Origin of the sequence: Mesorhizobium sp. AR07, from assembly GCF_024746815.1 — a bacterium.
GTDB lineage: Bacteria > Pseudomonadota > Alphaproteobacteria > Rhizobiales > Rhizobiaceae > Mesorhizobium.
The window spans coordinates 186,126-210,460 of sequence record NZ_CP080529.1; the positions used below are offsets into that span (position 1 = coordinate 186,126).

Below are 24,335 nucleotides of genomic sequence, written 5' to 3' on the forward strand. Positions count from 1 at the left end.
CGCAAAAGGAATTCCCATGCGCCGCAGTTTCTTCTGCATCGACTCCCACACCTGTGGCAATCCGGTGCGCCTTGTCGCGGGAGGTGGCCCCTTGCTGCCACATATTCCCATCGCCGAGCGGCGGGAGCTGTTCGTACGCGACCATGACTGGGTCCGGCAGGCGCTGATGTTCGAGCCGCGCGGGCACGACATCATGTCGGGCGCAATCATCTATCCTGCCTACCGTGAGGACTGTGACTTCGCCGTGATCTTCATCGAAGTCAGCGGCTGCCTGCCTATGTGCGGTGCCGGCACGATCGGCCTGGTGACCGCCGCAATCGAAGAAGGCCTTGTCACGCCGCGCGTCCCCGGCAAATTGTCAATCGAAACTCCAGCCGGGAGGGTCGATATCCAATACGAGAAGCCGGGCGAGTTCGTGGACTCCGTGCGGATGTTCAACGTTGCCAGCTATCTGCATGCCGCGGACGTCGCCGTCGATGTCCCCGGTCTCGGTCGGCTGGTCGTCGACATCGCCTACGGCGGCAACTACTACGCTGTCGTCGAGCCGCAGGAGTCATGGCAGGGCCTGGACGGCATGTCGGCGAGCGCCGTCGTGGATCTCAGCCGCGGTCTTCGCGAAGCGCTCGCACCCATCTGCGATCCAGTTCATCCCGAAGATGAAAGGATACGCGGCGTAGACCACGCCATCTGGTGCGACGCGCTCTCAAGCGGCAATGCCGACGGCCGCGGCGCGGTGTTCTACGGCGACAAGGCGATCGACCGCTCGCCGGGCGGCACCGGGACTTCAGCTCGCCTGGCGCAACTCCATGGGAAGGGGCGACTGAAGGTCGGCGACAGCTTCCGCCAGGAAAGCCTGATCGGCACCGTGTTCGAGGGCCGCATAGAGGCGGAGGCCGATATCGGTTCCTTCAAGGGCATCAAGCCCAGTGTCAGCGGTTGGGCACGGATCATCGGCCACAACACGATATTCGTGGACGATCGCGACCCGTTGGCCCACGGATTCCAGATCAAGTAGGCGAAGCCGAGCGCATGGTGACATTGGCCGCCTGAGCACGATCGGCGATGCGTTGGCTGGAACCGGCGTTCGCGACGACACTGTTCTGCGACGGTCGCGTCGTTCGCAGGCTATGAGGGAACACCAGCGGCTGCCATTGTTGCGAGCGGGAAACAGTTTCGACAGCACGGGTTGAGACAATCATGAAAACGGCCAATGACGTTCCGGAGATTGACCGATTGAAAATCGGCTTTGTTCTGGCTCGCTCCTTCACCCTTTCGGCGTTCGCGCTGTTCGTCGATACGCTCAGATTGGCGAGCGACGAGACCGACAAATCCGGCAGGGTTTTCGCCGATTGGCAGCTCCTGGCGAGCACCCGAAACCTGATCACCTCAAGTTGCGGAGTTCAGGTTGCCCCGACATCGGATTTCGTGGACCCGGGTGAGTTCAACTACATCGTCGTCGTCGGCGGGCTGCTGAACAGCGAGTTCCCGGTCGACAGCGAGACAGTCAGCTACCTCAAGAGAGCCGCCGCTGCGAAGGTTCCATTGATTGGGGTCTGCACGGGAACGTTCATCCTGGCAGAGGCTGGTCTTATGAAATACCATCAGACTTGCGTCAGCTGGCTCCACTTTCAGGCTTTCCGCGAGCGCTTCCCGGATCACGCGGTCAGGGCGGACCGTCTGTTCAATCTTGACCGCACCAGGGGATCATGTGCCGGGGGCAGCAGCGCGGCGGATATGGCGGCGTCGATCGTCAGGCGCCATATCAGCAGGGAGGCCGAGACAAACGCACTCGAAGTGCTGCAGATCGAGAAGGCGCGCTCGGCGTCGGACATCCAGCCGCGCAGGCCGCTTTCCATCGAGAGCCACGATCCCAGGCTCAAGGCGGCGCTCATCATCATGGAGAACCATGTTGAGAACAGAATCTCCATTCCCAAATTGGCGGCCCTGGTTGGACTGTCCCGAAGGCAACTCGAGCGCCTCTTCATGGAGAAAACAAAGAGTTCTCCGGCAGTTGTTTATACAAGGGTGCGTCTGGAGCGGGCGAAGTATCTCCTCATGCAGACCAGGGCTCCGATGATCGAGATCGCTATCGAGGTTGGGTTTGAAAATGCCTCGCATTTCTCGAGGCTCTTCCGTCAGACCTATGGCCAACCGCCCAGCAAGTTCAGATCGGCAGTTTCGAACTGACTTGCCGATATTTTCAAAAATGGGGCACGAAAAAGGCCGGTTCGGTAGCTGACTGCCTCATCGCCGAAGATGAGATCAACCGGCTGAAAAAACTCCTGGCAACTGCGGTCGCATACGAAACCAAGTTTGCGGCAGTGAAGGCGCAAGCTCACGCCGAGCACGAAAAATTGTCGGCGTACGGACTTAAGCGCGCGCTGGAGAAACATGTCGCGGCCATCATGGCCACCCCTGATTTGACCATGGAGGGTCTTGTAATCAAGGCGCAGGCCTTAGCGGAATGGGACCGCGCCGGCGACGAAAAAATGGACAAGCTGGCTTTTGAGCACGGCCTCGACTGGCACGGACAGATAGCCGCTTCCATCCTGCGCCACGCGAAAGGTGGTGCGATATGACCGGGGATGCCGAGTTGTTACGCCTCGATGCCGAATTCAAGGCCGCGTACGCCCTGATGGATGCTGCCGCCGATCGGGTTGAGGAGTTCGAAACGCGAGGGCGCACAAAACTGGTGCGCACGGCCGAAGATAAATTGGAGAAGCTGACTGAGGCCGCCGACGCCAATACTCGCAAAATTCTGCGCACACGTGTCAGCACGCCGACAGGAATGATGGTCAAGATCCGGGTGAACGACACCTGGTCCGGCACGTATGATGATAATGATCTCCTCGCATCGATCATTGCCGACGTGAGGGCGATTGCGGGCTAGCGCCTGGCCGGCCGCCTCTCAAGGCCCGCTGCCTCACGGTGGCGGCCTCGTCGCTTGAACGACTTCCGCCGATTCAGCGTGCGGCGGGCGATAACCCCGACACCGATCGCACGGTTCCGCTTGAGAAAACTACGAAAGCAAATACCACCACGGCAGCAGCCACGATCAGTGACCCGCCAGCGACGATCGGCTCGAGCGCCGTATAGCCTCCATGCAGCATCAGATACAGCGCTGGCAGCATCACCACCAACCCGACCGTATAGAGGCCGTAGTGGACCATCGCGATTTTCCGCGCTGCCTTTGCCGGGTTAAGGGCGTAGTAGCCGCCAAATATTGCACTTGTGACCCATCCGAGCAGATTGATGTGTGCATGCGCCGGAAACGCACCGTGATCGCCCGAGATGGCCATTTGCAAGCCGGCGCCGATCCCCAAAATGAGCCACACAATAGCTGTCTTAAAGAAGAGTTCCGAAACTCCAGGCATGACACTCCCTCCCAAAAATGCCGATTTCTAACGTTCCATCTTGATCCTGTTCCAGCACTTTTGCAAAGGGCAGCCGGCTTTTTACGGGGCACGACGGGAACAAGAGAGCGGCGAGCCGGTTTTCAGGGAGGGAGGAAGCGGACATGCCAAACAAAATCAAAGATCCGCCACCAAAGCGGCCCGACCCCGAGAAGACGCCTGTCCGTCGTCATGACGAGGAAGCACCGTCAGAGCGTAAACATGTCGATCCGCCACCGCGAGATGTGCGAGAGGCACCGGTACCAAATCCAAACGGCGATAAGAAGTCCTGACCGCCGGCACGCGGCGAAGGGCCCGCTGCCTCATGGTGGCGGGCTTTTTCATGTGGGCCATAAAGCGTTGAAGCGGGACCACCACTCCAGTTTTAAAAACTGCGGAAGGAAAGGAACGAGTCGGCCAGAGTCTGCGCTATTCACGATCGAACCGATGGAGGTAACACAGTGAGGAAGCTAATACTCGCGGCCGTGATCGCGATTGCTGGCACGGCCGCTGGGCGCCTCTGTTGGCGGTAGCAATGGCGTCAGCGCCGGGCTTGGTGCTGCCGTGGGTGGCACCGGCGGCATCAGAGCAGGAGCAGGCGCGGATGCCGGAGGTACAGGCGGCGTCACTGCCGGACTTGGCGCCAACGTTGGCGGTACGAGCGGTATCGGCGTCGATGTCGGCGTAGGCATCGGTGGCGGAACAAACCCCGCCAACCCTTCGAACCCCTCCAATCCATCGGCACCCGTTGCCTCGATTCCAAGCGACACCTCGAATCCAAGCAATCCGAGCAAAGTTGCCCGACCCAACCTGCCGAGCGCCGTCGTTGACATGTCAGATGGCAAGTTGGCCCGATTGAAGAAGCGCTGCGCGGACGTACTGGGCAGCGAAGACACCTACGACCGCGACCTGCGCCAACTGTGCCTGCTGATCTCGCGCCGCTGAAGGTAGGAAGACGGACGAGCCCGCCGCCGATCTGGCGGGCTCTTATCGCCAGCAGCGCTTGCGGATGCAGCCCCCGCCCCGAAGGGTGCTCCGATCAAACGACGTGGACCGCCTAAAATCTAGCCGGCTGAAAAATCTTCGTAGCCGAAAGGAACGCTAGTCGATTTCGGACGCTTGACCTGCAAGCGTGGATTCGACTGATGGCTGACGAACCGAAAATACCCGACCCGAAAGGCGAATTTGAACGCAAGGTCGCCCGAGAAACCGGCATTTCGGAGAATCAGGTGCGATACCTGATATCGATGGTCGGCTACTATTATTCTTCGATTGTGCGCGAGGCTCGGATTCTGAAACAGGGTGGGCAGTGAGCACGCGCGGCATCAACTTCCTCGACCAATGGCTTAGCAACAATCTTTCGGGCATCGTCGGCGCCGATGTCATCTCGGTTGCCGAGGCGATCCAGAAATTGTTCGCCGATGCGAAGGCGATCGGCATCAACAGCGCCGAGATCGAGGAAGAGACCGGCAGCGTTTATGAAACCGTGCTGGACGCGATCGTGCACCATGACGGCGGCGTGGCGGAATAAGCGCTATTCCATATCCGGCACGTCGCCATTGGTGAAAAGCACTGTCGGCGGCCCATAATCGCCAAGCGCCGGGTCGGCATCGCGGCTCCAAGCGATGACGCCGACGTGCTTTCCCGCCAATGCCTTGGCCGTTCGGATTGCGCGGTCCTCGCTTTGCTGATCAGTCGGGCCGTACGCCGTGAACAGTTCGCCATCCTCGCCGCGGTCGAACGCAACGACAACGATCAGTTTAGGCTTCTTCTGATCAGGCAGAACGTGGTCCGACATCGTTGCTCCCTATAGATGCCGATCGCCTTCGGCACGGTGTTCGAGGCAATACCAGTGCGACGGCTGTCTCGGCCGGGCGAAGCCGAACGGCGCCCGCTTGCCGCATCCAGCAAACTCGCAGACGTGGTTTTCGATCCGCGCTCGCTCGCGCGTGGCTGGCGTCATGCCTTCCGCAAGTCTGGCAGGTTCGTCGCTCATCCGTACTCTTCCAGTATGTCGGTCATGGTCCATTCCGTCGGCACCCATTCGACAGCGTGGAACTCGACATCGGTATCCCACCGACCCCAATAGGGCCGTTCGTGCGGCTCTAGCTCATGCTGAAGACACCAACGGATCTGCGCGATCCTGCCCTTGTGGTCGCGTGCGACGATCGGCGTGCCATCCTTGGGCGCCTCTGACATCGGCAGAGTGGTCTTCGCCGCAGCGAACTCTGCTGCGTGCGATTTGCGGGCCGATTTCAATTTGACGCTTTGCGCTTGAGCGTATCAAGCTCGTCCTGAAGGTGCCCGTTGAGCACGATCATTTCCTTAAGCGCCTTCACCGGGTCGCCGTTGTGCAGGCGGATGAACTTGTCGGCCACGGCCTTCAAGGCGGCCTCTTGGCGACTGTCAAGAATTACGATGTGATCCATGGTGATACTCCTAAAACAATGAGCCTTGTGTTGGAGCCGGTTGCGGGAACTTGATCTGGGTTGCCGGCTTGTCGACGATCACAAGCGCATCGTCCGGCGCGGCGCGCTGTAGCCGCTTCGCTTCCGACCACGGCGCCGTAAGCCAAGTCTCGGTCTCTTCCTGCGTGGTCAGGATCACCGGCATGGCCTTTTCGTGGATAGGCTTGATGAGGCTGTTGGGCGCGGTCGTCAGGAAGGCGTAGACCTCGTGATCGCCTGGACCGTCCTTCACCTTGCGGACCCCGTGCCATGGCGTCCACAGGCCCGCGAAGAAGAACAACGGGCGGTCCTCATTGATGGCAAACCAGTAGTTCTTTTTGACGCCCGTCTCGGGGTCCTTCACGTCAACGGGGCTGGGCTCCGCAAAGCTCGTCACGGGCACGACACAGCGGTGTTCAACGCCAACGTACTGCTGCCAATACGAGTAGTTTGGCTGGCGTATGTTCTGCCTGCCGGAGTCGGCATTGCCCTTGATCTGATCGGGCTCGGTCGGCATCCCCCAAAGGAGGTTGGCGAGCTCGCGTTGTCCGTCAAGCGCGCTGCGAACCACCGGGGCGGGCCTGTTCGGGTAGATGTCGATCGACGGTTCCATGTTGCCCAGAATGTCGCGCAGGGCGCCTGTAAACTGGCGAATGGCCTCTTGCGACGTGGTGATGTTGTAGAGATTGCACATGTCTTTCCCTTAGTGGCGCAGGATCTCGGGCACGCTGAGCGGTCCCATCTCGAGGATCTGTCTGTATTCACCGGTGCGGCGCCAGACGCCCTTCACGTTCCCATTTTCCCGATCTCGCTTCGGATCGAATTTCACGCCGTCAAAGTGATCTCGGAAGGCCCGCGCCGCTGCATCGTCGCTGAAGCAGTGGACCCGATAATTCTCATATTTGCCATCCGGCCAAGTCGCCTGGACACTCCGCAGATGGAATCTGAGCCCTCGATCCTGGCAGAACTTCGCGATCATGGTGAAGTTCCGATCGGTGCAGATGTCATCCGGCAGCGCGACCTGGTGCGGCCACTCCCTGTCGATGACGGATGGCGACGGCGTGACGCGGCTGCGGGTTACCATGTCGCCTCGAAGAAACTGTCAGCCTGCAGACGCATGGCGGCCAGCGTCAGGGCAATCGCGGTGTTGGCGGGTGGCTTGTCCATGTAGAGCCGTCCGTCAAAATAGCGCCATGCGGCCACGCTCCTGTCCTCATCGTCTTCGCGCTGCGGATCGATGATGCGAGCATCGCAAGGCTCTTGGTCGATCTCGATTGTCCAGCCCTGAAGGGATTTCTCGGTGATGCCGGCAACCTCGGCCAGATTGCTGGTAAGGTAGGGTAAGCCCAATTCGGCCGCCTCTTGCGTCGTGCCCGGTTCACTGACCCAGCCCATCACATAACAGATGTCGATGTCGAGCTGACGGTCTGGACCACTGGTTGTTTCGAGGCGTTGAATGATGTCGGGATAGAGCTTCTGCCGTTCCGGCCACGTCGCCAGATTGGCTGTTTTCACCTTTGGCTCCGCCGACCCGACCCCTAAAGCCCTGGTCCAGACGACCTTTTCATCGGGCCATCCGGCGCAGCAGGCTTCGCACGCGGCGCGCTCTGCCTGGAACCAGACACCGGCTGCCGAATCCTGGTCTGCACTTGGAGCCGTGTCGTCCGGACATCCCTTCATTTCCCACAGTTCGACGGCGAGCACGCCGCTCATGGCATCGTTGTAGGAAAATCCGGAATTTGCAAAACCCGCCGCCGCGGCTGCTATCCCGCGGGCGAGTTCTTCCGGCGTTGCATTCTCGATCATCAAGCGAAGTGGCATGTCCACCTCCTGTGGTCTTCCTGCCAACAGTGAACAAAATGAGAACACAGGAGTCAATCCCTCTTGACGGGACAGGAATATGTTCCTCATTTCAAGGGATGCCGGAACAACCAGAAAAGTGGCCGAAGGGCATCCCATGGACGTTGACGCATGCCCACAATGCGGGGCAGGTGGCCCGCATCCGCTGTGGCCATTGCAATATCAAGCGCTTCTACAAACCGCTGGAATTGCGGGAGGTGATCGGCAACGTCACCGTCGACCAGGTGCGCGCAAAGGTGCGCTGCGAGAAATGCAAGAAGAAGGAATATATGGACGCCGAGCTATTTCACCCGGTCGGGCAAGAGCTAGAGACCATCCGGTTCCGTCGTCTAGTCGAGATCAGGTGGGAGAAACGCGTGATCTGGAAAGACGAGTGACAAACCACCGCCTTGACGGAACATTAGCCGTCTCTAAAGGTTTGGTGCGTGCGGCAAGGTGATGCCCTCCATCACCCTGCCGAAGATCGGGCCTCCGATCGGCCCGCGCTCTCTCCGCCAGAGGGGCGCGGGCTTTGCTGCGAGACGCTAGTTCGGTTTGCCACCCTACGAACTGCTGTTGAACGCATCTCGCGAGCGTCGAAATGGGCACTCCGTGCGCGAAGCGCAACATGGCGGCGCCCGGCCCGATTCTATCTCACAAAAGCCCTGACAGGTGGATTAGGTGGAAAAAACGCATACCAAGGCCAGTTGTGAATTTGCCATCATTGGTAGCAAAATCCCAACCGAAGAATGCCGCCCAACCAAAAAGCAGAATGGAGAAGCACATGATGGATGAAATCTTACATTAGACGATTTGAATAAACGGTTAAGGCATGGACCCCATTTCAGTGCTGCGCCCGGCGGCCAGATGAGGATGTGGTGGACTGCTATCGATTGGCTAGACGGCCATGCCTCTCGAAGATCGCTAGCTTCTGCGAATAAGTGATCCGCACTTTTGCCTTGCACCCTTCGCATCTAAAGTGCGCGATCGTTCTTAGCGCGGAGCCCTTCCTTACGGTCGGATGCGAGCAATCCGGACAATCGAATGTGAACGCAACATCAGACAAGTTTTCGGCTAAACTCATTGTCATCCCCTCCTTCGCCTGCGCTCCGGCCTTAAGTCTGGCGAGTCTGAATGAGCAATTCAGATGCCAATCAAATCGTGCCAAAGCGGGACGAGACCGATTGCTTCGGAAGACGCCAAGCGCCCGTGGGCGCCTTCATCAGAACGGAGGGCGACACTAGCAAGGGTTCGTAGGACGATGTCTTAGAGTGAGATAGGTGCGTTTCACGGAGAAAGCACTGATGGCAGCAGTGGGCCTTTACCGATGCCCGGGAAACCCGCCTTGGGCATGTGTGGTGGATGGGGTGAAAGGCATTTACGTTGCGGAGAACCTTTATCGCGAAGGTGACTATCAACCGGACTTTAACACGTTGCCATGGGAGGGCGACTACAAGGCCGCAAAAGTAGCCGCGGGCCAGGCTGTCGCCGCGAGCGTCATGGTCGCGAGAGGCTCTGGGCCAGCGCTTAACCCGGGTTCTTTAGCCGTGCAATAGAGTAGGCGAATACTTGCCCGCCACCCTCATCAGTCACTCGAATCCAATCCTTCGCCCATCGTTTAAAGACGGTCTTGCTGGCATTCATTTCCGATGCGGCTAGAGCAGGACTAGTCGCTTCGACCGCCTGAGACCTAATCACGCGATCATAGTGCATTTCAGCAACAACATAGATTGGCATGCTGTCCACCCAACAACGCTATAGTTCCCCCCAAGGGGGCAGTATTGCCCAGCATAAGGTCGACCGCAAGTGGTAGGTTAGGAGCCTGCGATCGAAGCCATGGGAAGTTCCTTGTGCTGTCCGTTCAGACACGCAATGGAGCGAGCGAAATCAACAAACTTGGGGTGGGTGGCGGAGATCACGCCGAAGATGAGGAGGCGTTAATTTACTTCGCAGGGATGCTGAAGCCGAAATTTCAACAGATCAGCCACGACCTTTTGATTTTCATCGTCGGCAAGCGGCATCGAACGCAAAATTGCCAGAAGTTGCGGACTGCACTCGAAGATTACGTCCCTCGCTATCAAGTCTGCACGGCCACAAACATGCTCGAATTTAGGGATGCTGGCTGCAAGACAAGCGTCATAGGCTTCTCTCAGCGTTTCAGCTTCAGCGGTCCCGGAAGATACCGCCGCGACAACCAACAGACAGATGGCCGCCCTCGTCACAATAGACCCCACTCTGGAATGATGCTCATGACTTCCGCAATCTTACCCCGGCGCCGCCGCCATTCTCGGGGATGAACTCAACGCCAGCCGCGATCAGAGTCTCCCGTAGCCGCGCGAGTGTCGTTCCACCAGGCGCGCGCTCATGATTGGAGATCGGGTAATGATGTCAGCGTTGGTCATCGCTACAGCCTGTCTCGGGATGCCAGCAGAAGTAAGGCACCAGCTACGCGCTCCCGTCGGTTTCGCTTTCCTCGTCGATATGGCGCACCGGCAGATAGGCATTCGTTTCCAGCCATTCACGCAGCACGATCTGAATGAGGTCGGACCGGCCGATCTTCATCTCAGCGGCGATGGAGTTCAGCGCGTCTTCCGTAGGCGGCTCTAGCGGCACGCCAGCAACGTTTCTGAGCATTAATGCGGCCCGACGAAGGATGATCTGCAGATCCGCCCGCGAAACGTCCGCAATACGTTCAGCGGCGCTCTCAAGCTCTTCGGCGAAGGATATGCGGGTCATGGGAAACTCAAATCACCTTTTGTTGCCTTCACTCAATTCCCGTCGAATTTTCCCAGCCTGTGGAAGTCGGAAAGTGCTGAAAAAAGGCGCTGCACGTGGTGTCGGCCTGCGTCAATTTATCGAAGCGGTGGGTGAATGGAACCGGAGATAACGATGCACGGTAATTTCCCTACTTTCCGTCGCGCTCGCATTGTGCGCCGGGATGACACTTGGACATTCATCGAGGGCGAATTGCTCCGCAAGCACTGGCCCGATGTTGAATTGTTGCGGAAACATCTCCCGCATCGCACTGAGCGCGCGATCAGGAACATGGCAAAGAGGTGCGGCCTGATACCGGACAAATTACAGCACATCTGGACGATGCCCCAGGACGCCAAGCTGCGGCGTTTGGCAGCGGAAGGCAGCGATCGAAGGACGATGGCAGGGGAGCTAGGGTTGAGCATCGCCCAGGTCGCTAACCGGCTGCTTTACAAGAAGATCAACATCGCCAAGCGCCCACCCGTTCCGACGGGCGATGCTCTTGTGGATGCGATCAAGCGTCGGGCCTTCGATTTGCGAATGACGACGATCGATCTGGACAGATCCCTTGGCAACGCTTCCTGAAGTTCGACGGGACTGTGGTGAGCCGTGTTATTTGTCGTGGTACCATCTGGCGCCGTCGACAACCGCCAAACACTGAAGCATCACCCTGTGGGGATCACCAGCGCCCCGGGACACTCGCATGATGTTCGCAGCGAGTTCGCGGAGCGGCCATTCGATCTCATGCCTTGCCAAGATCTGTCGACCGTCTTCTTGTCGTTCTCGACGGCCAGTCGGATATGCGGCTTCTTCTTTTCGTCGTCTGCCATGCAGCCCTCCCTTGGCATTTCTAGCGACTGGTCAGACTTCGCAAGAAACGCGCGTGGAAATCAAATCGAAATCTATGTCCGCGACCATCGCGCGAAACTGAAACGGACATCGACATGACGCGCCTTTCCATCGCCCAAGAGCTTGAAAGTGCCGCCGAGCGGGTCGCAGACATGTCGAGTGCGGATCTGCAGATCATCCTTCGTCGGGCCGCATTAATGCTCAGAAACGTTGCTAGCGTGTCGCTTGAGCCGGCGACAGAAGACGCCCTCAACTCGATCGCTGCCGAGATGAAAATCGCCAGAGCGGACCTCATTCGGATCGTGCTGCGCGAGTGGCTGGAAAACCAACGCCTACCTGCCGGTTCGGATGGTGACGAGGAAAGCGAAACAGATGGGAGCGCCTAGGCGGCGCTTCCGCGATCAGTCTTGGGGCAGCGAAGTATGTTCCGCGTATCTGGCCAGCGAGCCGGTAGAAGCGGCACAACTTCGGCATCTTGACTTGCAGCAAAGAGGGTAGGATTCTATCGAAATAGTCCGTCGCGATGGGTGCTTGGATGTCCGCGCTGAGGCCAGTGTTGCTAGCCCTTCTCTTGGCAACGTTTTCCGAACGAGCGGATGCTGAAATCAAGATTTGCAATCAATTTTCTCAGACCGTTTACTTTTCCATGGCGTACGCCCAGCCTGGCTATGATAATTCATACATTTCTAGGGGTTGGCTCGTACTACAGCCGAATGGCGGCTGCGACCAATTCGACAGCGCGCTTCATTTGTCTGTTTTTTGGTACTATGCAGAAACCAATGCATACTACGTGCGCAAGCACGTAAAAAACACTAATACCTGGGGCTCTGTTAGAGCAGATAAAAAGTTTTGGGTTGCCACCAATTCTTTTAATTTTATTGATAACGTTGACAAAAATAAAGCTCCCAACGATCCGGGGGCAAAATTAGTAGGATTTACCCGGTCCGTCGAAGCTACGGGTTCAGAATTGAACGAGACGCTGACCATCGAGGCTGATGGAATTAACGTCTCGCAAAGCTTCAGTAACCCGTAACATGTCTGATTTGGGCTGCCGATGGATCACGGACAAGCGCAGAAGTCCTATGGCACCGACCGAGCACGACTCGTCTATGCGAGATCGCCAAGGCTGTTCCTCCCGGCTTACAATTCACCAGCTAGCTTAAACTGGTCATCCTCGCGCTCATCGACACCGGTTGTATTCAGAACAGCGCTCTGCAATAAATTGCCTCTGCGCAAGCTTCTTCGGGTGTCTATCACCGCCCCCCGAAGCTGCCCAAGGCCAGGGACGACACGACAAATATCCTGGGCGTAACGCCCTTGATCGTGGCTCACTCCGCGTGGGTTCCCAACGTCCGGCCTCGCAGCGCGTCGCTGCCCTCGCCGGACCAACCCGCGGGAGCCGTTGGCATGCGAAAAATTCACTCCGATCATGTCCGTGCCGGCAGTGCAGGCATTGGCGAGTTGACACTCTGGCAACTGGCTGATCCAGATGCAGCGGCGCAAGCAGCTATTGAGCTCTATGGATCGAGCGCGGCGACTGCTGCAGCACATTGCGCTCTGACAGCACATTTCGATGGCCGCACAGGCGACTACCGCTTCTGGTGCACGGTTTTTTCTGAACTGGATTGCCGCAGACAAGGCTGAGCCGACCAGTGCGCGCCAATCGTGCGATCGCGTGCATTTTGAAGCATGCTGAGCACTAACATCGTCAGCGAGGCGCCATAGATTCACGCCTCTATCGGAAGCCGGTTCGACCGCTTGATTTGGGCAAGCGCAAAACTGGATTCGATGGACGCGACGCCGTCTAGTCGCGTCAGCTTTTCCTTCAGGAAGCGCTCATAGGCGTGCAGGTCGCGCACCACGACGCGCAGCAGATAGTCACGCTGGCCGGTCATCAGATAGCAGTCGACAACCTCCGGCCAGCGCGCGATCGCCGTGTTGAACCGCTCCAGCTCGTTCTCGCGTTGCCGCTCCAGCTTGATCGACGCGAATACCGAGATGGGCAGATCAACGAGGTCCTGATCGATAACCGCGGCATAGCCGGTGATGACACCCCTGTCCTCCATAAGGCGGACCCGTCGCGCGCAGGGCGAGGCCGAAAGGCCAACTTGGTCGGCAAGCTGCTGCGCCGTCATCCTGCCGTCGACTTGCAGCGCTGCGATGATCTTGCGGTCGATCTCGTCAAGTTGGCTTTTTGGCACAGAACGTCACTCCCATCATTGATATTGACCAAACCAGCTAAAACAACTGTCGAAATAGGGCAAGTTTAGCGACAATCAGCTTTTCCCCAGCTCTATGATTTCGATCGGTTTCACCAGGAGGCTTGGCGCTTGGACGAACGGGAATTGGAGGCGCTTTCGGCGCTGGAGAAAAAGGTGCTGTGGCTGTCTGCCTGGACAATTCACAACGCCAATCATTTGCGCGACAACACCGACGGATTGAAGGTTGGCGGCCACCAGGCTTCGTCGGCCTCACTCGCGACGATTATGACCGCGCTCTACTTTTCCGCGCTCAGGCCGGAGGACCGCGTGGCTGTAAAGCCGCATGCCTCACCGGTGTTTCACGCCATCCAATATCTCCTCGGCAACCAGACGAGGGAGAAGCTTGAGCAGTTTCGCGCCTTTGGCGGTGCGCAGAGCTACCCGTCGCGGACCAAGGATATCGACGATGTCGATTTCTCCACCGGCTCCGTCGGGCTAGGGGTCGCGCAGACACTGTTTGCCTCGCTGGTGCAGGATTACCTGCGCGCCCGCGACGAAAGCGTCCCCGAGGGCCGCATGGTGGCGCTGATCGGCGACGCCGAGATGGATGAGGGCAACATCTTCGAAGCGCTTCTGGAGGGCTGGAAGCACGGTCTGCGCAATTGCTGGTGGATCGTCGACTACAACCGCCAGAGCCTCGATGCCGTGGTGCGCGAGGGCCTCTGGGAGCGCTTCGAAAGCATATTTCGGAATTTCGGCTGGGACGTCGTCATCCTCAAATACGGATCGCTCCAGCAAACCGCTTTCGCCGAGCCAGGCGGCGACGCGCTGCAGGCCTGGATCGACGACTGCCCGAACCAGCTCTATTCCGCGCTGACCTTCCAGGGCGCCGCCGCCTGGCGCAAGCGCCTGCTCACCGACATCGGCGAGCGGCCGGGTCTGAAAGCACTGCTTGACCGACGCTCCGACGCGGAGCTTGCCGCGTTGATGACCAATCTCGGCGGTCACGATCTGCCAAGCCTGCTCGAAGCCTTCGCGGCGGCACGCAGCAATGACCGGCCGACCTGCTTCATTGCCTATACTATCAAGGGCTTCGGCCTTCCGCTTGCCGGACACAAGGACAATCACTCCGGCCTGATGACCAAGGACCAGATGGCGCTGTTTCGCGCCTCGATGTCCGTCAGGGAAGGACACGAATGGGAAACCTTCGAAGGGCTGGATGTCGACGAGCTGGACCTGCGGCGTTTGCTCGACGCAGTGCCATTCGCGGTAAAGGGCCAGCGGCGCCGGCATGCCCAGCGCATCCTGGTGCCCGACCGGCTCGTCTCGGAAGCCAAGGGCAGCGTCTCCGCCCAGGTCGGCTTCGGCAGGATATTGGACGAGATTGCGCGCGCCGGCGGGCCGCTCGCCGATGCGATCGTCACGACATCTCCGGATGTCACCGTCTCGACCAATCTCGGTCCATGGGTCAACCGGCGCGGCCTCTTCGCCCGTGAATCGCTAGCGGATACGTTCCGCAACGAGCGCATCGCCTCGGCGCAGAAATGGGAATTCGGCACCTCCGGCCAGCATATCGAGCTCGGCATTGCCGAAAACAATCTGTTCATCCTGCTGTCAGCGCTTGGGCTATCGCATTCGATCTTCGGCAAGCGGCTGCTGCCGATCGGCACGCTTTATGATCCGTTCATCCAGCGTGGCCTCGATGCACTCAATTACGCCTGCTACCAGGACGCCCGCTTCCTGCTTGTCGCCACGCCGTCGGGCGTCACGCTGGCGCCGGAGGGCGGCGCGCACCAGTCGATAGCCACCCAGTTGATTGGCATGGCGCAGGACGGGCTCGCCGCCTACGAGCCGGCCTTCGTCGACGAGTTGAGCGTCATCATGCGCTTTTCACTCGACTATATGCAGCGCGACGGCGATGCCGTGCTGTCGGAGCGCACTTGGCTGCGCGACGAGACCGGCGGCTCGGTCTACCTGCGGCTCTCGACACGTCCGGTCGAGCAGATTGCTCGCGCCATGACGCCGGAGCTCGAGCAGGACATCGTCGACGGCGGCTACTGGTTGCGGCGTCCGGGTCCAAATGCCGAATTGATCGTCGCCTATACCGGCGCGGTCGCACCAGAAGCCATCGAAGCGGTCGGCATGATGGCTGAGGACCGTCGCGATGTCGGCCTGCTGGCCGTGACCTCCGCGGATCGATTGAATGCGGGCTGGACAGCGGCAAGTCGCGCACGCGAGCGCGGCCTCGTCCATGCCAGAGGCCACGTCGAAAGGCTGCTTGTCGATCTGCCACCCCATTGCGCGATCGTCACCGTTACCGATGGCCATCCAGCATCAATGGGCTGGCTCGGTTCGGTCCATGGGCACCGCACGCGCAGCCTCGGCGTCGAGCACTTTGGCCAGTCGGGGACGATCGATGATCTTTACCGGCACTTCGGTATCGACGCGAACTCGATCGCGACGGCCGGTGACCGGATTACCGATGGTCGGCCAGTCCGCTATTTGCGCGCGCTGGATTGACGTGGGCGCCGAGCCTGCGACGCGTCAACCAGGCGTTCAGCGGGACCCTCCGCCAGCGCATGTTAGCGAGGAGTATCTGTCCGCGAGCCTAGATCCACTTGCGCTTTATCGCGATGCCGAGGGCCTGGTAGGTGGTCACGACGTTGAGCTTTCGACGAATGTTCTGCAGCTGAAACTCGACGGCCCGCCGACTGACGTTGCGAAGTGCAGCGATATCGTCGTTGGTCTTCCCCTGCAGAAGCCATGCGAGGCATTCCAGCTGATAACTCGTCAAAGGGGAGGGCGCTGCCCTCATCAGCCCGTGGTCGCTGCGGCTCTGCAAATAGCCATCGACGAAGGCACCAAGTGTCAGAACGGAATATCCGTCCGCCAGCATGGTGGTGTCGGGTTTCCGCTCACGGGACGAGAACGTGAAGAGCGCACGCCTTCCGAACCCGTCGAATATCGGGATAGAAATCCCCGAACGGATGCCAAAATTTCGGGCTTCGCTAAAGAACTTGCGGTGAGACTTTCTTGCTGGAACGGGCAAACCGTTCTCTGACCAGGAGTAGGCGCCGCGCCTAGGGGATACGGCTTCGACGACAGGGTCGACCTTGGCTAGGTCGCTCTCGAGATAATGCTTCTGCCACTCCACCGGATAGTTCGACATGCCATACACGTCAGCCTCGTGGACCGACAGATAGGTGAACCATTCGAATCCCTGGGCATTTGCGAATCTACGCAAAGCCTGATCGATCGCTGCCTTGTCCGGCGCTAATTTCAACCAGTCCCGCAGTATTTCAAACTGTGGCTTCAGAGATTTCATCAATTCTCCTTCGTGCTGCCCCAGCCGCAAAAAGGTGTTTCTCTTATTCAAGTTCCGAGGAGTGAGATCAACCTCCAAAATACAACCACCGCTAGAGGACCGGTCATTCCTGTGGATTTCGCAATCTGGACGACCTTCGGAAACCCGTAATAGCCCGCCTGCTCGAACCCTGTTTTTTTCGCGCCATCGAAGTAGCAGGGAGAAAATGGCATGCGGGTTGTCACGGTCCGGAATGGCGAAAACAGTATAGGGGACAGGCTCATTGATCGAATGCACGCGCTACGGGCACGCGTATTCAGTCAACGCCTCAACTGGAATGTAACGGTCAAATTCGGGCGCGAAACAGATGAGTACGACGCGCTCGATCCGACCTACCTCCTCGCCGTAACCGACGATCTCCGCGAGGTGGTCGGGTGCGCCCGGCTTCTCCCGGGCTCCGGGCCAACGATGCTTGGCCGGACGTTTCCGGCCCTTCTCGATGGCGAACCAATGCCGTGTCATCCCGGGGTGATTGAAAGTTCCCGGTTTTGCGTGGACACGGAACTTGGCGTGAGAAACGCGGCACGAGGACTTCACAAGGCGACGATGGTCTTGTTCGCGGGCATTCTCGAATGGTCCTTGGCCAATGGTTATTCGGAGGTCGCGACCGTTACTGACCTCCGATTCGAAAAGATCCTTCGCCGGGCAGGGCTGCCTTTCAACCGGCTCGGCGCGCCGCACCCGATCGGAAACACCATCGCGATCGCCGGCATCATTCCCGCCACGCCTGAGAACATCCATCGCGTTAGGCCGGAGGCCTCCGAACCATTCTTCGTGGGCTACCATCGGCACCTTCACCTCCACCGGCAACGGCTTCAACGGGACGATCAAGACCCTCAACCTCAACGTCAAGGCCAAGATCGTTCGCGCAGAACGCACCAGCGACAAGGCTCCCGACTTCCGCGTCCTCGCCGGCAATGTCGAGTTCGGTGCCGCCTGGCAGAAGACCTCGAAGGAGACGGAACGCGACTACCTCTCGGTCAAGCTGGACGACTCGAGCTTCCCCGCTCCCATCTACGCCACCCTGATCGAGGTGGAAGGCGAGGAAGGCCTCCAGATGATCTGGTCGCGGCCCACCCGGGACTGACGCCTCCGTCTGAAGGTCCCGCCGCAAGGCGGGATCTTCAGCGCACTGCTTGCGGACCGCTCTTGAAAGAGCGCATCAAATAGACTAAGTCAAATGGACTAAGTTTAGGAGAGGCAAATGCACACGGTCAATATTCATGAGGCGAAGACGCACCTGTCGCGCCTCATCGAAAGGGCAGCGAAGGGTGAGCCATTCATCATCGCCAAATCCGGCAAGCCGATGGTCAAGGTGGTCGCCATAGACGCGCTCGACGCCAGTGAAGCGCGCCGTGTCGGCTTTATGGCCGGTAAGGTTTCTGTCCCGAAGGATTTTGATCGGATGGGAAGTGACGAAATCGAGCAGCTGTTTGGCGGCGATGTATGAAACTGCTGCTGGACACACATCTCCTGCTCTGGGCGGCCGCTGAACCTGATCAGCTTCCGCTTGCGGCCATGGCTGAAATCGAGAATCCCGACAATGATCTCGTGTTCAGTGCGGCGAGCCTTTGGGAAGTCGCCATCAAGCGAGCTCTTGGCCGTGCCGACTTTACTGTCGATCCGCGGCTGCTTCGACGTGGATTGCTTGACAACGGTTATCATGAACTGGCGATCACGAGCGAGCATGCCGTTGCCGTGGACGGGCTTCCGCCCATCCACAAGGATCCGTTCGATCGGATCCTGATTGCACAGTCGATCGTGGAAGGCATCACCCTCCTGACGGTCGACGATCTGGTTGCACAGTATCCCGCGCCTGTCCGCCGGCTCTGACAGATCCCGCGAAGGTTAGTCATGGAGCAACAATGGCCTACACTGTCATCTGGTACGGAAGACAGGGCATCGTCGACAAGGTGACCTTCGACGCCGAGAAGACCGCCAAAGACCATGCAATCGCTATGTTCCAGACCCGAAAGGGTGATGATGGAATCGTGTCGGTTGAAGTTCGCAAGGATGACGGCGCTGTCGTCTTTAGCCATGCGGAGAATTAGGAATGCCAACTGGAGCCTGAGTCGCCGATCGGTCGGTTCAGGAAGGCATTTTTCCTGCCGCTGCTGCGCGAGTTCATCGCACGCCGCAAGACATTCACCGGGGTAAATCGGCGGCGGCAGCAATCGGGTCAACGTAACCTCGCCGTCGCTTTGCGCGCTCAAGCCGGATGAATGCGCCGTCGACCTCTTGCGGCTCATCAAAGGTCTCGACTTTGACTTGGCCGTTCGTTCCGATCCGTCCCCAGTTGCGGATGAGCGATACACCGCCGAACAGCGTCGGCTGGATCGAGAGCGAATATGAATCCGTGATTGACCGGGGACGTCAGGATACTGACCAAATCCAATCATGCCCAAGAATGGAAGATCAGCGTGGTCAGTCGATTCACCCCCCACTTAACGGCCTCAGATAGATATGCTGATTCTAATCAGAGTCTTTTGATGCATAACCATTGAGGCTGCTGCCCGAAGGGCCGCCGCCGGCGTTGCCGGCGGCGAGGCGGAGGGGCTGAACGCGCAATCCAAACTGCGCCGAAGAGAAGCCCCGGAGCTTCCTTGGGGAAGAAGTCCTTGGCCAACTGGCCATGTCATTTCTTTTTCGGGCCGAACTTGTTCGCCCCGACTCGGTCGGTCATGTCCTTGCGCCGGAAATAGATCGCGCGGCCGCAGCGCAGCGGCGGATTGCCGGCGGTGAAGACGATCTGTTCGTCGGTGCGCATTTGCATGACTTCGTGTGGAAGGATCAGCGGGCGTCGGGCGAGTTGCTTCGAGCGGGTTCTCGACGTTCCGTTCATCCGCGAGGACGTGCTGGTTTGTCCGACCTCGACCGTCGTGTCGCCGCAACGCTTCGAAATGTACTCGGCTGTTTCAGGATCATTGATCGCGGCGAATGATATCCACGACGCGGACTCGAACCATTTCGAGGAGGCGTCGCGCCCGCCATAGGCTTCGCGCATCTGGCCAATCGACTGGAACAGCATCAGGAGACTGATGCCGTATTTGCGGCCTGCGTCACGGGCGGTTTCGAGAATGCGCATGAAGCCAAGGCGGGCCACCTCGTCCAGCAGGAAGAGGGTGCGGTCTTCGACATCGCCATTACGATTGTAGATGGCATTCATCAGCGAGCCGATGATGACGCGCGCAAGGCCCGGATGGTTCTCAAGCGTCTTCAGGTCGAGGTTGATGAAGATATCGGTGTTGCCCGCTGCAACCTCGTCGGTCGCAAAACTTCTGCCCGAGACGAGCGCGGCGTAGTTCTCGTAGGAAAGCCAGTGCGTTTCCTTTGAGGCGGCGCCATAGATGCCCGAGAACGTCTCCGGCGTCATGTTGATGAAGGGGGCGACATTCTCGCGGACGAATGCGCTTTGCGACGAGTCGTAGATTTCCTGCAGCCGGGTTCTCAGTTTTGGTTCCGGCTCGGCAACATTGGTCCGGACCTGGCGCAGCGTTTGGTTGCCTGAGGGTGTGTGCCCGGAGAGGCAGACGTCCGCGATCAGAGCGGTGACGAGCTGCTGCGCGGAGCCGCGAAAGAAGTCGTTTCGCCCGGCGTCAATACGCGGATTGTCCGTCATGATCCAGGATGCGACCGCGGCGATGTCCTGCTCTTTCGTGCCGCCGAATTTGCCGATCCAGTCGAGCGCGTTGAAGCCGGTGCCGTCGCGTCCCGGATCGATGACATGGACCTGTCGGTTGCGCGATTTGCGATGCGCGGCGACCATCGGCGCGACCTCATTTGAGGGGTCGAGAACCACCAGTCCACCCGTCCATTGAAGCGCGGTCGGGATTGTCACTGAAGTCGTTTTGAAACCGCCGGACCCGGCGAAGACAATCGCGTGACCCGATCCGAAGTCGCCTTCGAAGCAGAGCAGCGATTTCCGGCCCCCACTTCCCCAGCTTTCTTTGTCGCTCGCCTTGAATGGGCTGGCCGCAACCGTGTCGCCATCGACGCGATAGCGCTCCCCGACGGCGATGCCGCCCTCTTTCGGAAAGAGTCCCGCTGCCTCGGTCAATGTCATCCAGTCGGCGTCGCCGTGGATGGCGCGCTTGCCGATGGTGCGTTTTGGTGATGGTGACGCGAAGGCCGTGTTGCCGTGCAGGGCAACACGGAGCGCAAAGACGCCGACGAACAGCGTGATCGTCGCGCCGCCGATTGTGAACGGATCGGCATAGGATAACAGCCCCTCGGCGACACGATCCGTGAATGAAAGGAGCCTGCCGCCTTCGTTGATAACGGCGATAACAACCACGAGCATCGCGCCGAGAAACGCACTGAGGCCCGCCGACCTGATCGATGCCGAGCCGGCGGCGGCAAACAGAAAGACAAGTCCGACGACACCCGCCGTAGCGTAGGGAAGCGCCAGCCCGAACTTGCCCAGAAACAGGTAGGCGGCGTGTGATGTTCCGAACGAAGCCAGCCAGTTCTCAATCCCTGTCAGGCCCCACCGGGTTGCGATCATAAGCGCTGCCGGCGCGATCGTGAGCACGAGTTTCTTCCATGTCATTGCCAAAGGCAGCCTTTCCGATTGCGCGCAGGCGCGCCCATTCTTTTTGGTTGTCCACGCGTCGCGACAGATCGACAAGGGCGCCCAGGATCACCGCGCGATCGGCCGAGCGAAGGCCGGCCTTCACGATCAATCCGCCAAGCTGAATTTTCTCGCGGGTGTCGCGCTTGCGCTCCTTCGACGACTCCCGGCGCTGCATGTTCATAGTCCGCTCAAGCATCGCTTTCAGGAGGCCGAGGCGGCTTCGGCGCGGCCTGCCGGCGCTTCTCGCTTCCCGACTGAAATCGTCCGGCAATCTCTGCGAAAAGGTCCGCGAGCTTAGTCTCGTCGATCTCGATATCGCTCAGACCGGCCTTGACCGCGATGCGGCCGATCCGCTCGGCCTCCTTGGTCTCGGCAGCCTTCAGTTGATCGTGCAGGCGCTCGATCTCCTGGCGGATCTTCGACGATGATTTTCTCATGATGTTTGCGCTCCTTCATGACGCTCGTTTTCAGAAGCCCGATCATGACGATGAAGCCGATGCCTGCACCTGCGGATTTCCGAAGCTGTGCCAAGGCTAGTGCCGACGCAGTATCCCGCTGAACGAAGAGAGGATTGAAGGGCGCACTTATACGTCGCTTGGGCGACGGTGTGCTCCCGGCGGGAGCCAGAAAACCGGATGGCGATCTATCACTTGCATGCGCAGATCATCGGTCGCGGAGAAGGTCGGAGCGCGGTCGCGTCCGCCGCGTACCGGCATTGCGCGCGGATGGAGATCGAGGCGGAGGCGCGTGTCGCCGACTATTCGAACAAGAAGGGGCTTGCCCATTCCGAGTTCGCGTTGCCCGAGGAAACGCCTGCTTGGCTGCGAACCCTGATCGACGGGCGCGACGCGACAGGTGCTTCCGCTGCCCTCTGGAATGCCGTCGAGGCGTTCGAGAAGCGGGCCGATGCGCAGTTCATGCGCGAGATGGATCTGGCGCTCCCCGTTGAACTCAACCGGCAACAGAACATCGAGCTCATGCGCGCGTTCGTAGCGGAGCAAATCCTTCCGCGTGGCCTCTAGGGAAGCAGGTCCGAACGATGGACCGGCATGCCGGAATTTTCCGAGCGCAACCATGACCGACCCCCTGCTTAGTAAGCCCGCCAGGGCGTGGAGGTCGGCCGGTAGTGAGGCCTGTAACGGATGTGGCGCAGATAGACGGTCCGCATCATAGGATCGACCTTTGCCATCATGCGCAGTATCCCGACGATGACTATCCAGATCGCGATGCCAAACAGCGCGGAAAACCAGGTCAGAACGACGAAGATGAGGATGACGCTTGTCAGGCCCGTCACGAGCACCAGCTCGCGGTCCGCGCCGAACAAGAGGTTCGGCCGGGAAAGCGCGCGATGGATCCTGACGCGGTGGAGGTGGCTGACGCGCTCAGCCATCGGTGCGAGCCGCTGAAGGCTCAAGCGCCCTTCCCTCGATGGGCGCCTGCATGGGCGCGCCGATCGATGCGCCGCCAGCGCCGAATAGCCCGACGATCTGCGTGGCGCCGAGAAGGATGCCGGCAACGAGCACGACATAAACCAGCCGCCGTGCGAAATCGTTCAAGTCGCCGCCAAAGATCAGCATAGCGCCGGCGATCGCCACGGCTGCGAGTGCGATCGTGCCGGCGACAGGTCCGTTGATAGACTGCTGGATCTGTTGAAGCGGGCCTTCCCAAGGCAGTCCGCCCCCTCCGCCTGAGGCGAATGCGGGCTCGGCCAGCAAGACAAATGAACCAGTCAATCCAAGAGAAATTTTGATCGCCTTACGCGACATGGCGTTGCCCCTCTTCGCTGCCGTGGGATTCGATGCGGTACCGACCGTCGCGATAGCCCTCGACGACCAGCAGTTCACGAACGCGACGGCCCTTCGGCGTGCGCTCAATGGAGACCACCATGTCGACCGCCTCGCCGATGATTTCGGGCATCGGGTTCGAGCTGACCTCGGCCGTCAGTTGCTCGAGGCGGGTCAACGCCGAAAGCGCGCTGTTTGCATGGACTGTGGCGACACCGCCGGGATGGCCGGTATTCCACGCCTTCAGCAGGGTGAGTGCGGCACCGTCGCGAACCTCGCCAACGATGATCCGATCCGGCCTCAGACGCATCGTGGATTTGAGCAGCCGGCTCATGTCGACGGCATCGGTCGTATGGAGAGCGACTGCGTTTTCAGCCGCACATTGAATCTCGGCCGTGTCCTCCAGAATGACCAGCCGGTGTTCTGGCGTCAGGCTGACGACCTCGCCAATTACCGCGTTGGTGAGCGTGGTCTTGCCCGTCCCCGTGCCGCCGGAAACGATGATATTCATCCGATTCTCGACGGCGTTTCGGATCACCGACGCCTGGTACTCGGTCATGATCTTGTCGCGCACGTAGCTGTCGAGCGGGAAAAGCCGCGTGGCGCGCTTTCGGATCGTGAAGACGGGCGCCGCGACCACCGGTGAGAGCAGCCCCTCGAACCGATGGCCGCCGATCGGCAATTCGCCGGAGATGATCGGCCGGTTGAGGTTCACTTCCGTTCCGAGTGCGTGAGCGACCGTGCCAATGATCGTCTCGGCCGCCTGTGGGGCCAACCTGCCTGCTTGCGTGATCGGCTCGCCGATCCGTTCGACGAAGAGCTGTCCGTCCGGATTCAGCATGATCTCGACGACGAGTGCATCGTCGAGCGTGTTGCAGATCGTGCTGCCCATTGCCTCGCGGAGTTTCCGAACGAGGCGATGGTGTGATTGCGACGAGGGCATCATGAAGCGATCTTTTCTGGATGCGATGTGTGAATTGGCCGATCCTCACGCTGCGAGCGGGGTGTAGCCATTGTCTCATTCCTTTGGTTTCTCGGGTCGCGCCCATCGCGACCTCACATGAGAAGCCACTCGTCAAGGCGCTTTTCGCGCCGAGAGTGGTGGGTGGAAAGGCGAGCGCCCCGCCGGTAG

38 protein-coding genes and 1 pseudogene are annotated in these 24,335 nt (G+C 59.6%); 20 read left to right on the forward strand and 19 right to left on the reverse strand.

All coding sequences use genetic code 11. From position 1 onward, the window contains the following. The first annotated feature begins 16 nt into the window (after positions 1-16). The 4 genes from BPNPMPFG_RS41950 to BPNPMPFG_RS41965 all read left to right on the forward strand — a co-directional run bounded on the left by BPNPMPFG_RS41950 (position 17) and on the right by BPNPMPFG_RS41965 (position 2,890). The gene (locus tag BPNPMPFG_RS41950) at positions 17-1,015 is read left to right on the forward strand and encodes a 4-hydroxyproline epimerase (RefSeq protein ID WP_258599179.1); all 999 of its coding nucleotides are present in this window, start codon (positions 17-19) and stop codon (positions 1,013-1,015) included. Positions 1,016-1,197: 182 nt separating this feature from the next. Continuing rightward, on the forward strand, positions 1,198-2,187 hold the full coding sequence (locus BPNPMPFG_RS41955) for a GlxA family transcriptional regulator (RefSeq protein WP_258599181.1): 990 nt from the start codon (positions 1,198-1,200) through the stop codon (positions 2,185-2,187). Between the two features lie 134 nt (positions 2,188-2,321). Then, the gene (locus BPNPMPFG_RS41960; protein WP_258599183.1) at positions 2,322-2,579 is read left to right on the forward strand and encodes a hypothetical protein; all 258 of its coding nucleotides are present in this window, start codon (positions 2,322-2,324) and stop codon (positions 2,577-2,579) included. Continuing rightward, the gene (locus tag BPNPMPFG_RS41965) at positions 2,576-2,890 is read left to right on the forward strand and encodes a hypothetical protein (RefSeq protein WP_258599184.1); all 315 of its coding nucleotides are present in this window, start codon (positions 2,576-2,578) and stop codon (positions 2,888-2,890) included. The genes BPNPMPFG_RS41960 and BPNPMPFG_RS41965 overlap by 4 nt, the downstream gene beginning before the upstream one ends. Positions 2,891-2,963: 73 nt before the next feature. On the opposite strand, the gene BPNPMPFG_RS41970 is transcribed toward BPNPMPFG_RS41965, so the two are convergent. Continuing rightward, positions 2,964-3,374, reverse strand: coding sequence for a cbb3-type cytochrome c oxidase subunit I (locus BPNPMPFG_RS41970; RefSeq protein WP_258599185.1), 411 nt, complete (start codon positions 3,372-3,374; stop codon positions 2,964-2,966). 513 nt (positions 3,375-3,887) lie between these two features. On the opposite strand from BPNPMPFG_RS41970, the gene BPNPMPFG_RS41975 reads away from it, so the two are divergent. The 3 genes from BPNPMPFG_RS41975 to BPNPMPFG_RS41985 all read left to right on the forward strand — a co-directional run bounded on the left by BPNPMPFG_RS41975 (position 3,888) and on the right by BPNPMPFG_RS41985 (position 4,923). Beyond that, entirely contained in the window at positions 3,888-4,337 is a 450-nt protein-coding gene (locus tag BPNPMPFG_RS41975) for a hypothetical protein (protein WP_258599186.1), read from the forward strand. A gap of 200 nt (positions 4,338-4,537) precedes the next feature. Next, positions 4,538-4,705 carry a hypothetical protein gene (locus BPNPMPFG_RS41980; protein ID WP_258599187.1) on the forward strand — a complete coding sequence of 56 codons (168 nt, stop codon included), beginning with the start codon at positions 4,538-4,540 and terminating at the stop codon, positions 4,703-4,705. Beyond that, positions 4,702-4,923: a DUF768 domain-containing protein gene (locus BPNPMPFG_RS41985; protein WP_258599188.1), complete on the forward strand. Its 222-nt coding sequence runs from the start codon at positions 4,702-4,704 to the stop codon at positions 4,921-4,923. Before BPNPMPFG_RS41980 ends, BPNPMPFG_RS41985 begins: the two co-directional genes overlap by 4 nt. A gap of 3 nt (positions 4,924-4,926) precedes the next feature. Here BPNPMPFG_RS41985 and BPNPMPFG_RS41990 read toward each other — a convergent pair whose 3' ends face one another. The 7 genes from BPNPMPFG_RS41990 to BPNPMPFG_RS42020 are packed head-to-tail and all read right to left on the reverse strand — an operon-like array spanning position 4,927 to position 7,660. Beyond that, a complete protein-coding gene (locus tag BPNPMPFG_RS41990; RefSeq protein ID WP_258599189.1) occupies positions 4,927-5,190 on the reverse strand; it encodes a hypothetical protein in 264 nt (87 codons plus the stop codon). A 9-nt stretch (positions 5,191-5,199) separates the two neighbouring features. Beyond that, complete coding sequence (locus BPNPMPFG_RS41995) at positions 5,200-5,388, reverse strand: hypothetical protein (protein WP_258599190.1); 189 nt, start codon at positions 5,386-5,388, stop codon at positions 5,200-5,202. Continuing rightward, the gene (locus BPNPMPFG_RS42000; RefSeq protein WP_258599192.1) at positions 5,385-5,591 is read right to left on the reverse strand and encodes a hypothetical protein; all 207 of its coding nucleotides are present in this window, start codon (positions 5,589-5,591) and stop codon (positions 5,385-5,387) included. The genes BPNPMPFG_RS41995 and BPNPMPFG_RS42000 overlap by 4 nt, the downstream gene beginning before the upstream one ends. 56 nt (positions 5,592-5,647) lie before the next feature. After that, entirely contained in the window at positions 5,648-5,821 is a 174-nt protein-coding gene (locus BPNPMPFG_RS42005) for a hypothetical protein (protein ID WP_258599193.1), read from the reverse strand. 10 nt (positions 5,822-5,831) lie between these two features. Beyond that, positions 5,832-6,533 (reverse strand): SOS response-associated peptidase, encoded by a 702-nt coding sequence (locus BPNPMPFG_RS42010; RefSeq protein WP_258599194.1) that lies wholly within the window; start codon positions 6,531-6,533, stop codon positions 5,832-5,834. Between the two features lie 9 nt (positions 6,534-6,542). After that, positions 6,543-6,923 (reverse strand): hypothetical protein, encoded by a 381-nt coding sequence (locus BPNPMPFG_RS42015; protein WP_258599195.1) that lies wholly within the window; start codon positions 6,921-6,923, stop codon positions 6,543-6,545. Beyond that, positions 6,917-7,660, reverse strand: a complete 744-nt coding sequence (locus tag BPNPMPFG_RS42020; RefSeq protein ID WP_258599196.1) for a hypothetical protein — start codon at positions 7,658-7,660, stop codon at positions 6,917-6,919. Before BPNPMPFG_RS42020 ends, BPNPMPFG_RS42015 begins: the two co-directional genes overlap by 7 nt. A gap of 143 nt (positions 7,661-7,803) precedes the next feature. Between BPNPMPFG_RS42020 and BPNPMPFG_RS42025 the strand changes: the two genes are divergently transcribed. Continuing rightward, positions 7,804-8,076 (forward strand): hypothetical protein, encoded by a 273-nt coding sequence (locus BPNPMPFG_RS42025; RefSeq protein WP_258599197.1) that lies wholly within the window; start codon positions 7,804-7,806, stop codon positions 8,074-8,076. Positions 8,077-9,528: 1,452 nt separating this feature from the next. Beyond that, on the forward strand, positions 9,529-9,975 hold the full coding sequence (locus BPNPMPFG_RS43590; RefSeq protein ID WP_413776978.1) for a hypothetical protein: 447 nt from the start codon (positions 9,529-9,531) through the stop codon (positions 9,973-9,975). A 148-nt stretch (positions 9,976-10,123) separates the two neighbouring features. Here BPNPMPFG_RS43590 and BPNPMPFG_RS42035 read toward each other — a convergent pair whose 3' ends face one another. Then, the gene (locus BPNPMPFG_RS42035) at positions 10,124-10,414 is read right to left on the reverse strand and encodes a hypothetical protein (protein WP_258599198.1); all 291 of its coding nucleotides are present in this window, start codon (positions 10,412-10,414) and stop codon (positions 10,124-10,126) included. A gap of 153 nt (positions 10,415-10,567) precedes the next feature. On the opposite strand from BPNPMPFG_RS42035, the gene BPNPMPFG_RS42040 reads away from it, so the two are divergent. Continuing rightward, entirely contained in the window at positions 10,568-11,017 is a 450-nt protein-coding gene (locus BPNPMPFG_RS42040) for a hypothetical protein (RefSeq protein ID WP_258599199.1), read from the forward strand. Between the two features lie 80 nt (positions 11,018-11,097). Here the strand turns inward: BPNPMPFG_RS42040 and BPNPMPFG_RS42045 are convergent, their stop codons facing one another. Further along, complete coding sequence (locus BPNPMPFG_RS42045) at positions 11,098-11,262, reverse strand: hypothetical protein (protein WP_258599200.1); 165 nt, start codon at positions 11,260-11,262, stop codon at positions 11,098-11,100. A 114-nt stretch (positions 11,263-11,376) separates the two neighbouring features. On the opposite strand from BPNPMPFG_RS42045, the gene BPNPMPFG_RS42050 reads away from it, so the two are divergent. From BPNPMPFG_RS42050 to BPNPMPFG_RS42060, 3 genes are all read left to right on the forward strand, one after another. Beyond that, positions 11,377-11,667: a hypothetical protein gene (locus BPNPMPFG_RS42050; protein WP_258599201.1), complete on the forward strand. Its 291-nt coding sequence runs from the start codon at positions 11,377-11,379 to the stop codon at positions 11,665-11,667. 149 nt (positions 11,668-11,816) lie between these two features. Next, positions 11,817-12,314, forward strand: coding sequence for a DUF1036 domain-containing protein (locus tag BPNPMPFG_RS42055; protein ID WP_258599202.1), 498 nt, complete (start codon positions 11,817-11,819; stop codon positions 12,312-12,314). A 374-nt stretch (positions 12,315-12,688) separates the two neighbouring features. Further along, on the forward strand, positions 12,689-12,925 hold the full coding sequence (locus BPNPMPFG_RS42060; RefSeq protein WP_258599203.1) for a Y4oE-related protein: 237 nt from the start codon (positions 12,689-12,691) through the stop codon (positions 12,923-12,925). Between the two features lie 83 nt (positions 12,926-13,008). Here the strand turns inward: BPNPMPFG_RS42060 and BPNPMPFG_RS42065 are convergent, their stop codons facing one another. After that, the gene (locus tag BPNPMPFG_RS42065; RefSeq protein WP_258599205.1) at positions 13,009-13,482 is read right to left on the reverse strand and encodes an Lrp/AsnC family transcriptional regulator; all 474 of its coding nucleotides are present in this window, start codon (positions 13,480-13,482) and stop codon (positions 13,009-13,011) included. A 129-nt stretch (positions 13,483-13,611) separates the two neighbouring features. Between BPNPMPFG_RS42065 and BPNPMPFG_RS42070 the strand changes: the two genes are divergently transcribed. Further along, positions 13,612-16,002, forward strand: a complete 2,391-nt coding sequence (locus BPNPMPFG_RS42070) for a thiamine pyrophosphate-binding protein (RefSeq protein WP_258599206.1) — start codon at positions 13,612-13,614, stop codon at positions 16,000-16,002. A gap of 88 nt (positions 16,003-16,090) precedes the next feature. On the opposite strand, the gene BPNPMPFG_RS42075 is transcribed toward BPNPMPFG_RS42070, so the two are convergent. After that, on the reverse strand, positions 16,091-16,807 hold the full coding sequence (locus BPNPMPFG_RS42075; RefSeq protein ID WP_258599208.1) for an autoinducer binding domain-containing protein: 717 nt from the start codon (positions 16,805-16,807) through the stop codon (positions 16,091-16,093). Between the two features lie 210 nt (positions 16,808-17,017). Between BPNPMPFG_RS42075 and traI the strand changes: the two are divergent. The 5 genes and pseudogenes from traI to BPNPMPFG_RS42100 form a co-directional block, all read left to right on the forward strand. Next, positions 17,018-17,614: pseudogene (gene traI / locus BPNPMPFG_RS42080) on the forward strand (acyl-homoserine-lactone synthase); the annotation flags it as partial. Next, the gene (locus BPNPMPFG_RS42085) at positions 17,586-17,933 is read left to right on the forward strand and encodes a DUF736 domain-containing protein (RefSeq protein ID WP_258599525.1); all 348 of its coding nucleotides are present in this window, start codon (positions 17,586-17,588) and stop codon (positions 17,931-17,933) included. The pseudogene traI and the gene BPNPMPFG_RS42085, both read left to right, overlap by 29 nt. Before the next feature lie 117 nt (positions 17,934-18,050). Continuing rightward, the gene (locus BPNPMPFG_RS42090) at positions 18,051-18,296 is read left to right on the forward strand and encodes a type II toxin-antitoxin system Phd/YefM family antitoxin (protein WP_258599210.1); all 246 of its coding nucleotides are present in this window, start codon (positions 18,051-18,053) and stop codon (positions 18,294-18,296) included. Then, a complete protein-coding gene (locus tag BPNPMPFG_RS42095) occupies positions 18,293-18,679 on the forward strand; it encodes a type II toxin-antitoxin system VapC family toxin (RefSeq protein ID WP_258599211.1) in 387 nt (128 codons plus the stop codon). The genes BPNPMPFG_RS42090 and BPNPMPFG_RS42095 overlap by 4 nt, the downstream gene beginning before the upstream one ends. A gap of 32 nt (positions 18,680-18,711) precedes the next feature. Continuing rightward, positions 18,712-18,897, forward strand: a complete 186-nt coding sequence (locus BPNPMPFG_RS42100; protein ID WP_258599212.1) for a hypothetical protein — start codon at positions 18,712-18,714, stop codon at positions 18,895-18,897. 94 nt (positions 18,898-18,991) lie between these two features. Here BPNPMPFG_RS42100 and BPNPMPFG_RS42105 read toward each other — a convergent pair whose 3' ends face one another. The 4 genes from BPNPMPFG_RS42105 to BPNPMPFG_RS42120 form a co-directional block, all read right to left on the reverse strand. Next, positions 18,992-19,207 carry a WGR domain-containing protein gene (locus BPNPMPFG_RS42105; RefSeq protein WP_258599526.1) on the reverse strand — a complete coding sequence of 72 codons (216 nt, stop codon included), beginning with the start codon at positions 19,205-19,207 and terminating at the stop codon, positions 18,992-18,994. A 274-nt stretch (positions 19,208-19,481) separates the two neighbouring features. After that, entirely contained in the window at positions 19,482-21,395 is a 1,914-nt protein-coding gene (traG, locus tag BPNPMPFG_RS42110; RefSeq protein ID WP_258599213.1) for a Ti-type conjugative transfer system protein TraG, read from the reverse strand. Further along, entirely contained in the window at positions 21,316-21,600 is a 285-nt protein-coding gene (traD, locus tag BPNPMPFG_RS42115) for a conjugal transfer protein TraD (protein WP_319946066.1), read from the reverse strand. Before traD ends, traG begins: the two co-directional genes overlap by 80 nt. Positions 21,601-21,607: 7 nt before the next feature. Beyond that, a complete protein-coding gene (locus tag BPNPMPFG_RS42120; RefSeq protein ID WP_258599214.1) occupies positions 21,608-21,856 on the reverse strand; it encodes a TraC family protein in 249 nt (82 codons plus the stop codon). A 198-nt stretch (positions 21,857-22,054) separates the two neighbouring features. On the opposite strand from BPNPMPFG_RS42120, the gene BPNPMPFG_RS42125 reads away from it, so the two are divergent. Then, positions 22,055-22,441 carry a MobA/MobL family protein gene (locus tag BPNPMPFG_RS42125; RefSeq protein ID WP_258599215.1) on the forward strand — a complete coding sequence of 129 codons (387 nt, stop codon included), beginning with the start codon at positions 22,055-22,057 and terminating at the stop codon, positions 22,439-22,441. A gap of 68 nt (positions 22,442-22,509) precedes the next feature. Here BPNPMPFG_RS42125 and BPNPMPFG_RS42130 read toward each other — a convergent pair whose 3' ends face one another. The 3 genes from BPNPMPFG_RS42130 to trbB are packed head-to-tail and all read right to left on the reverse strand — an operon-like array spanning position 22,510 to position 24,146. Next, the gene (locus BPNPMPFG_RS42130; protein WP_258599216.1) at positions 22,510-22,809 is read right to left on the reverse strand and encodes a conjugal transfer protein TrbD; all 300 of its coding nucleotides are present in this window, start codon (positions 22,807-22,809) and stop codon (positions 22,510-22,512) included. Further along, positions 22,802-23,185: a TrbC/VirB2 family protein gene (locus BPNPMPFG_RS42135; protein WP_258599218.1), complete on the reverse strand. Its 384-nt coding sequence runs from the start codon at positions 23,183-23,185 to the stop codon at positions 22,802-22,804. Before BPNPMPFG_RS42135 ends, BPNPMPFG_RS42130 begins: the two co-directional genes overlap by 8 nt. Continuing rightward, complete coding sequence (trbB, locus tag BPNPMPFG_RS42140; protein WP_258599528.1) at positions 23,175-24,146, reverse strand: P-type conjugative transfer ATPase TrbB; 972 nt, start codon at positions 24,144-24,146, stop codon at positions 23,175-23,177. Before trbB ends, BPNPMPFG_RS42135 begins: the two co-directional genes overlap by 11 nt. Positions 24,147-24,335 lie beyond the last annotated feature (189 nt).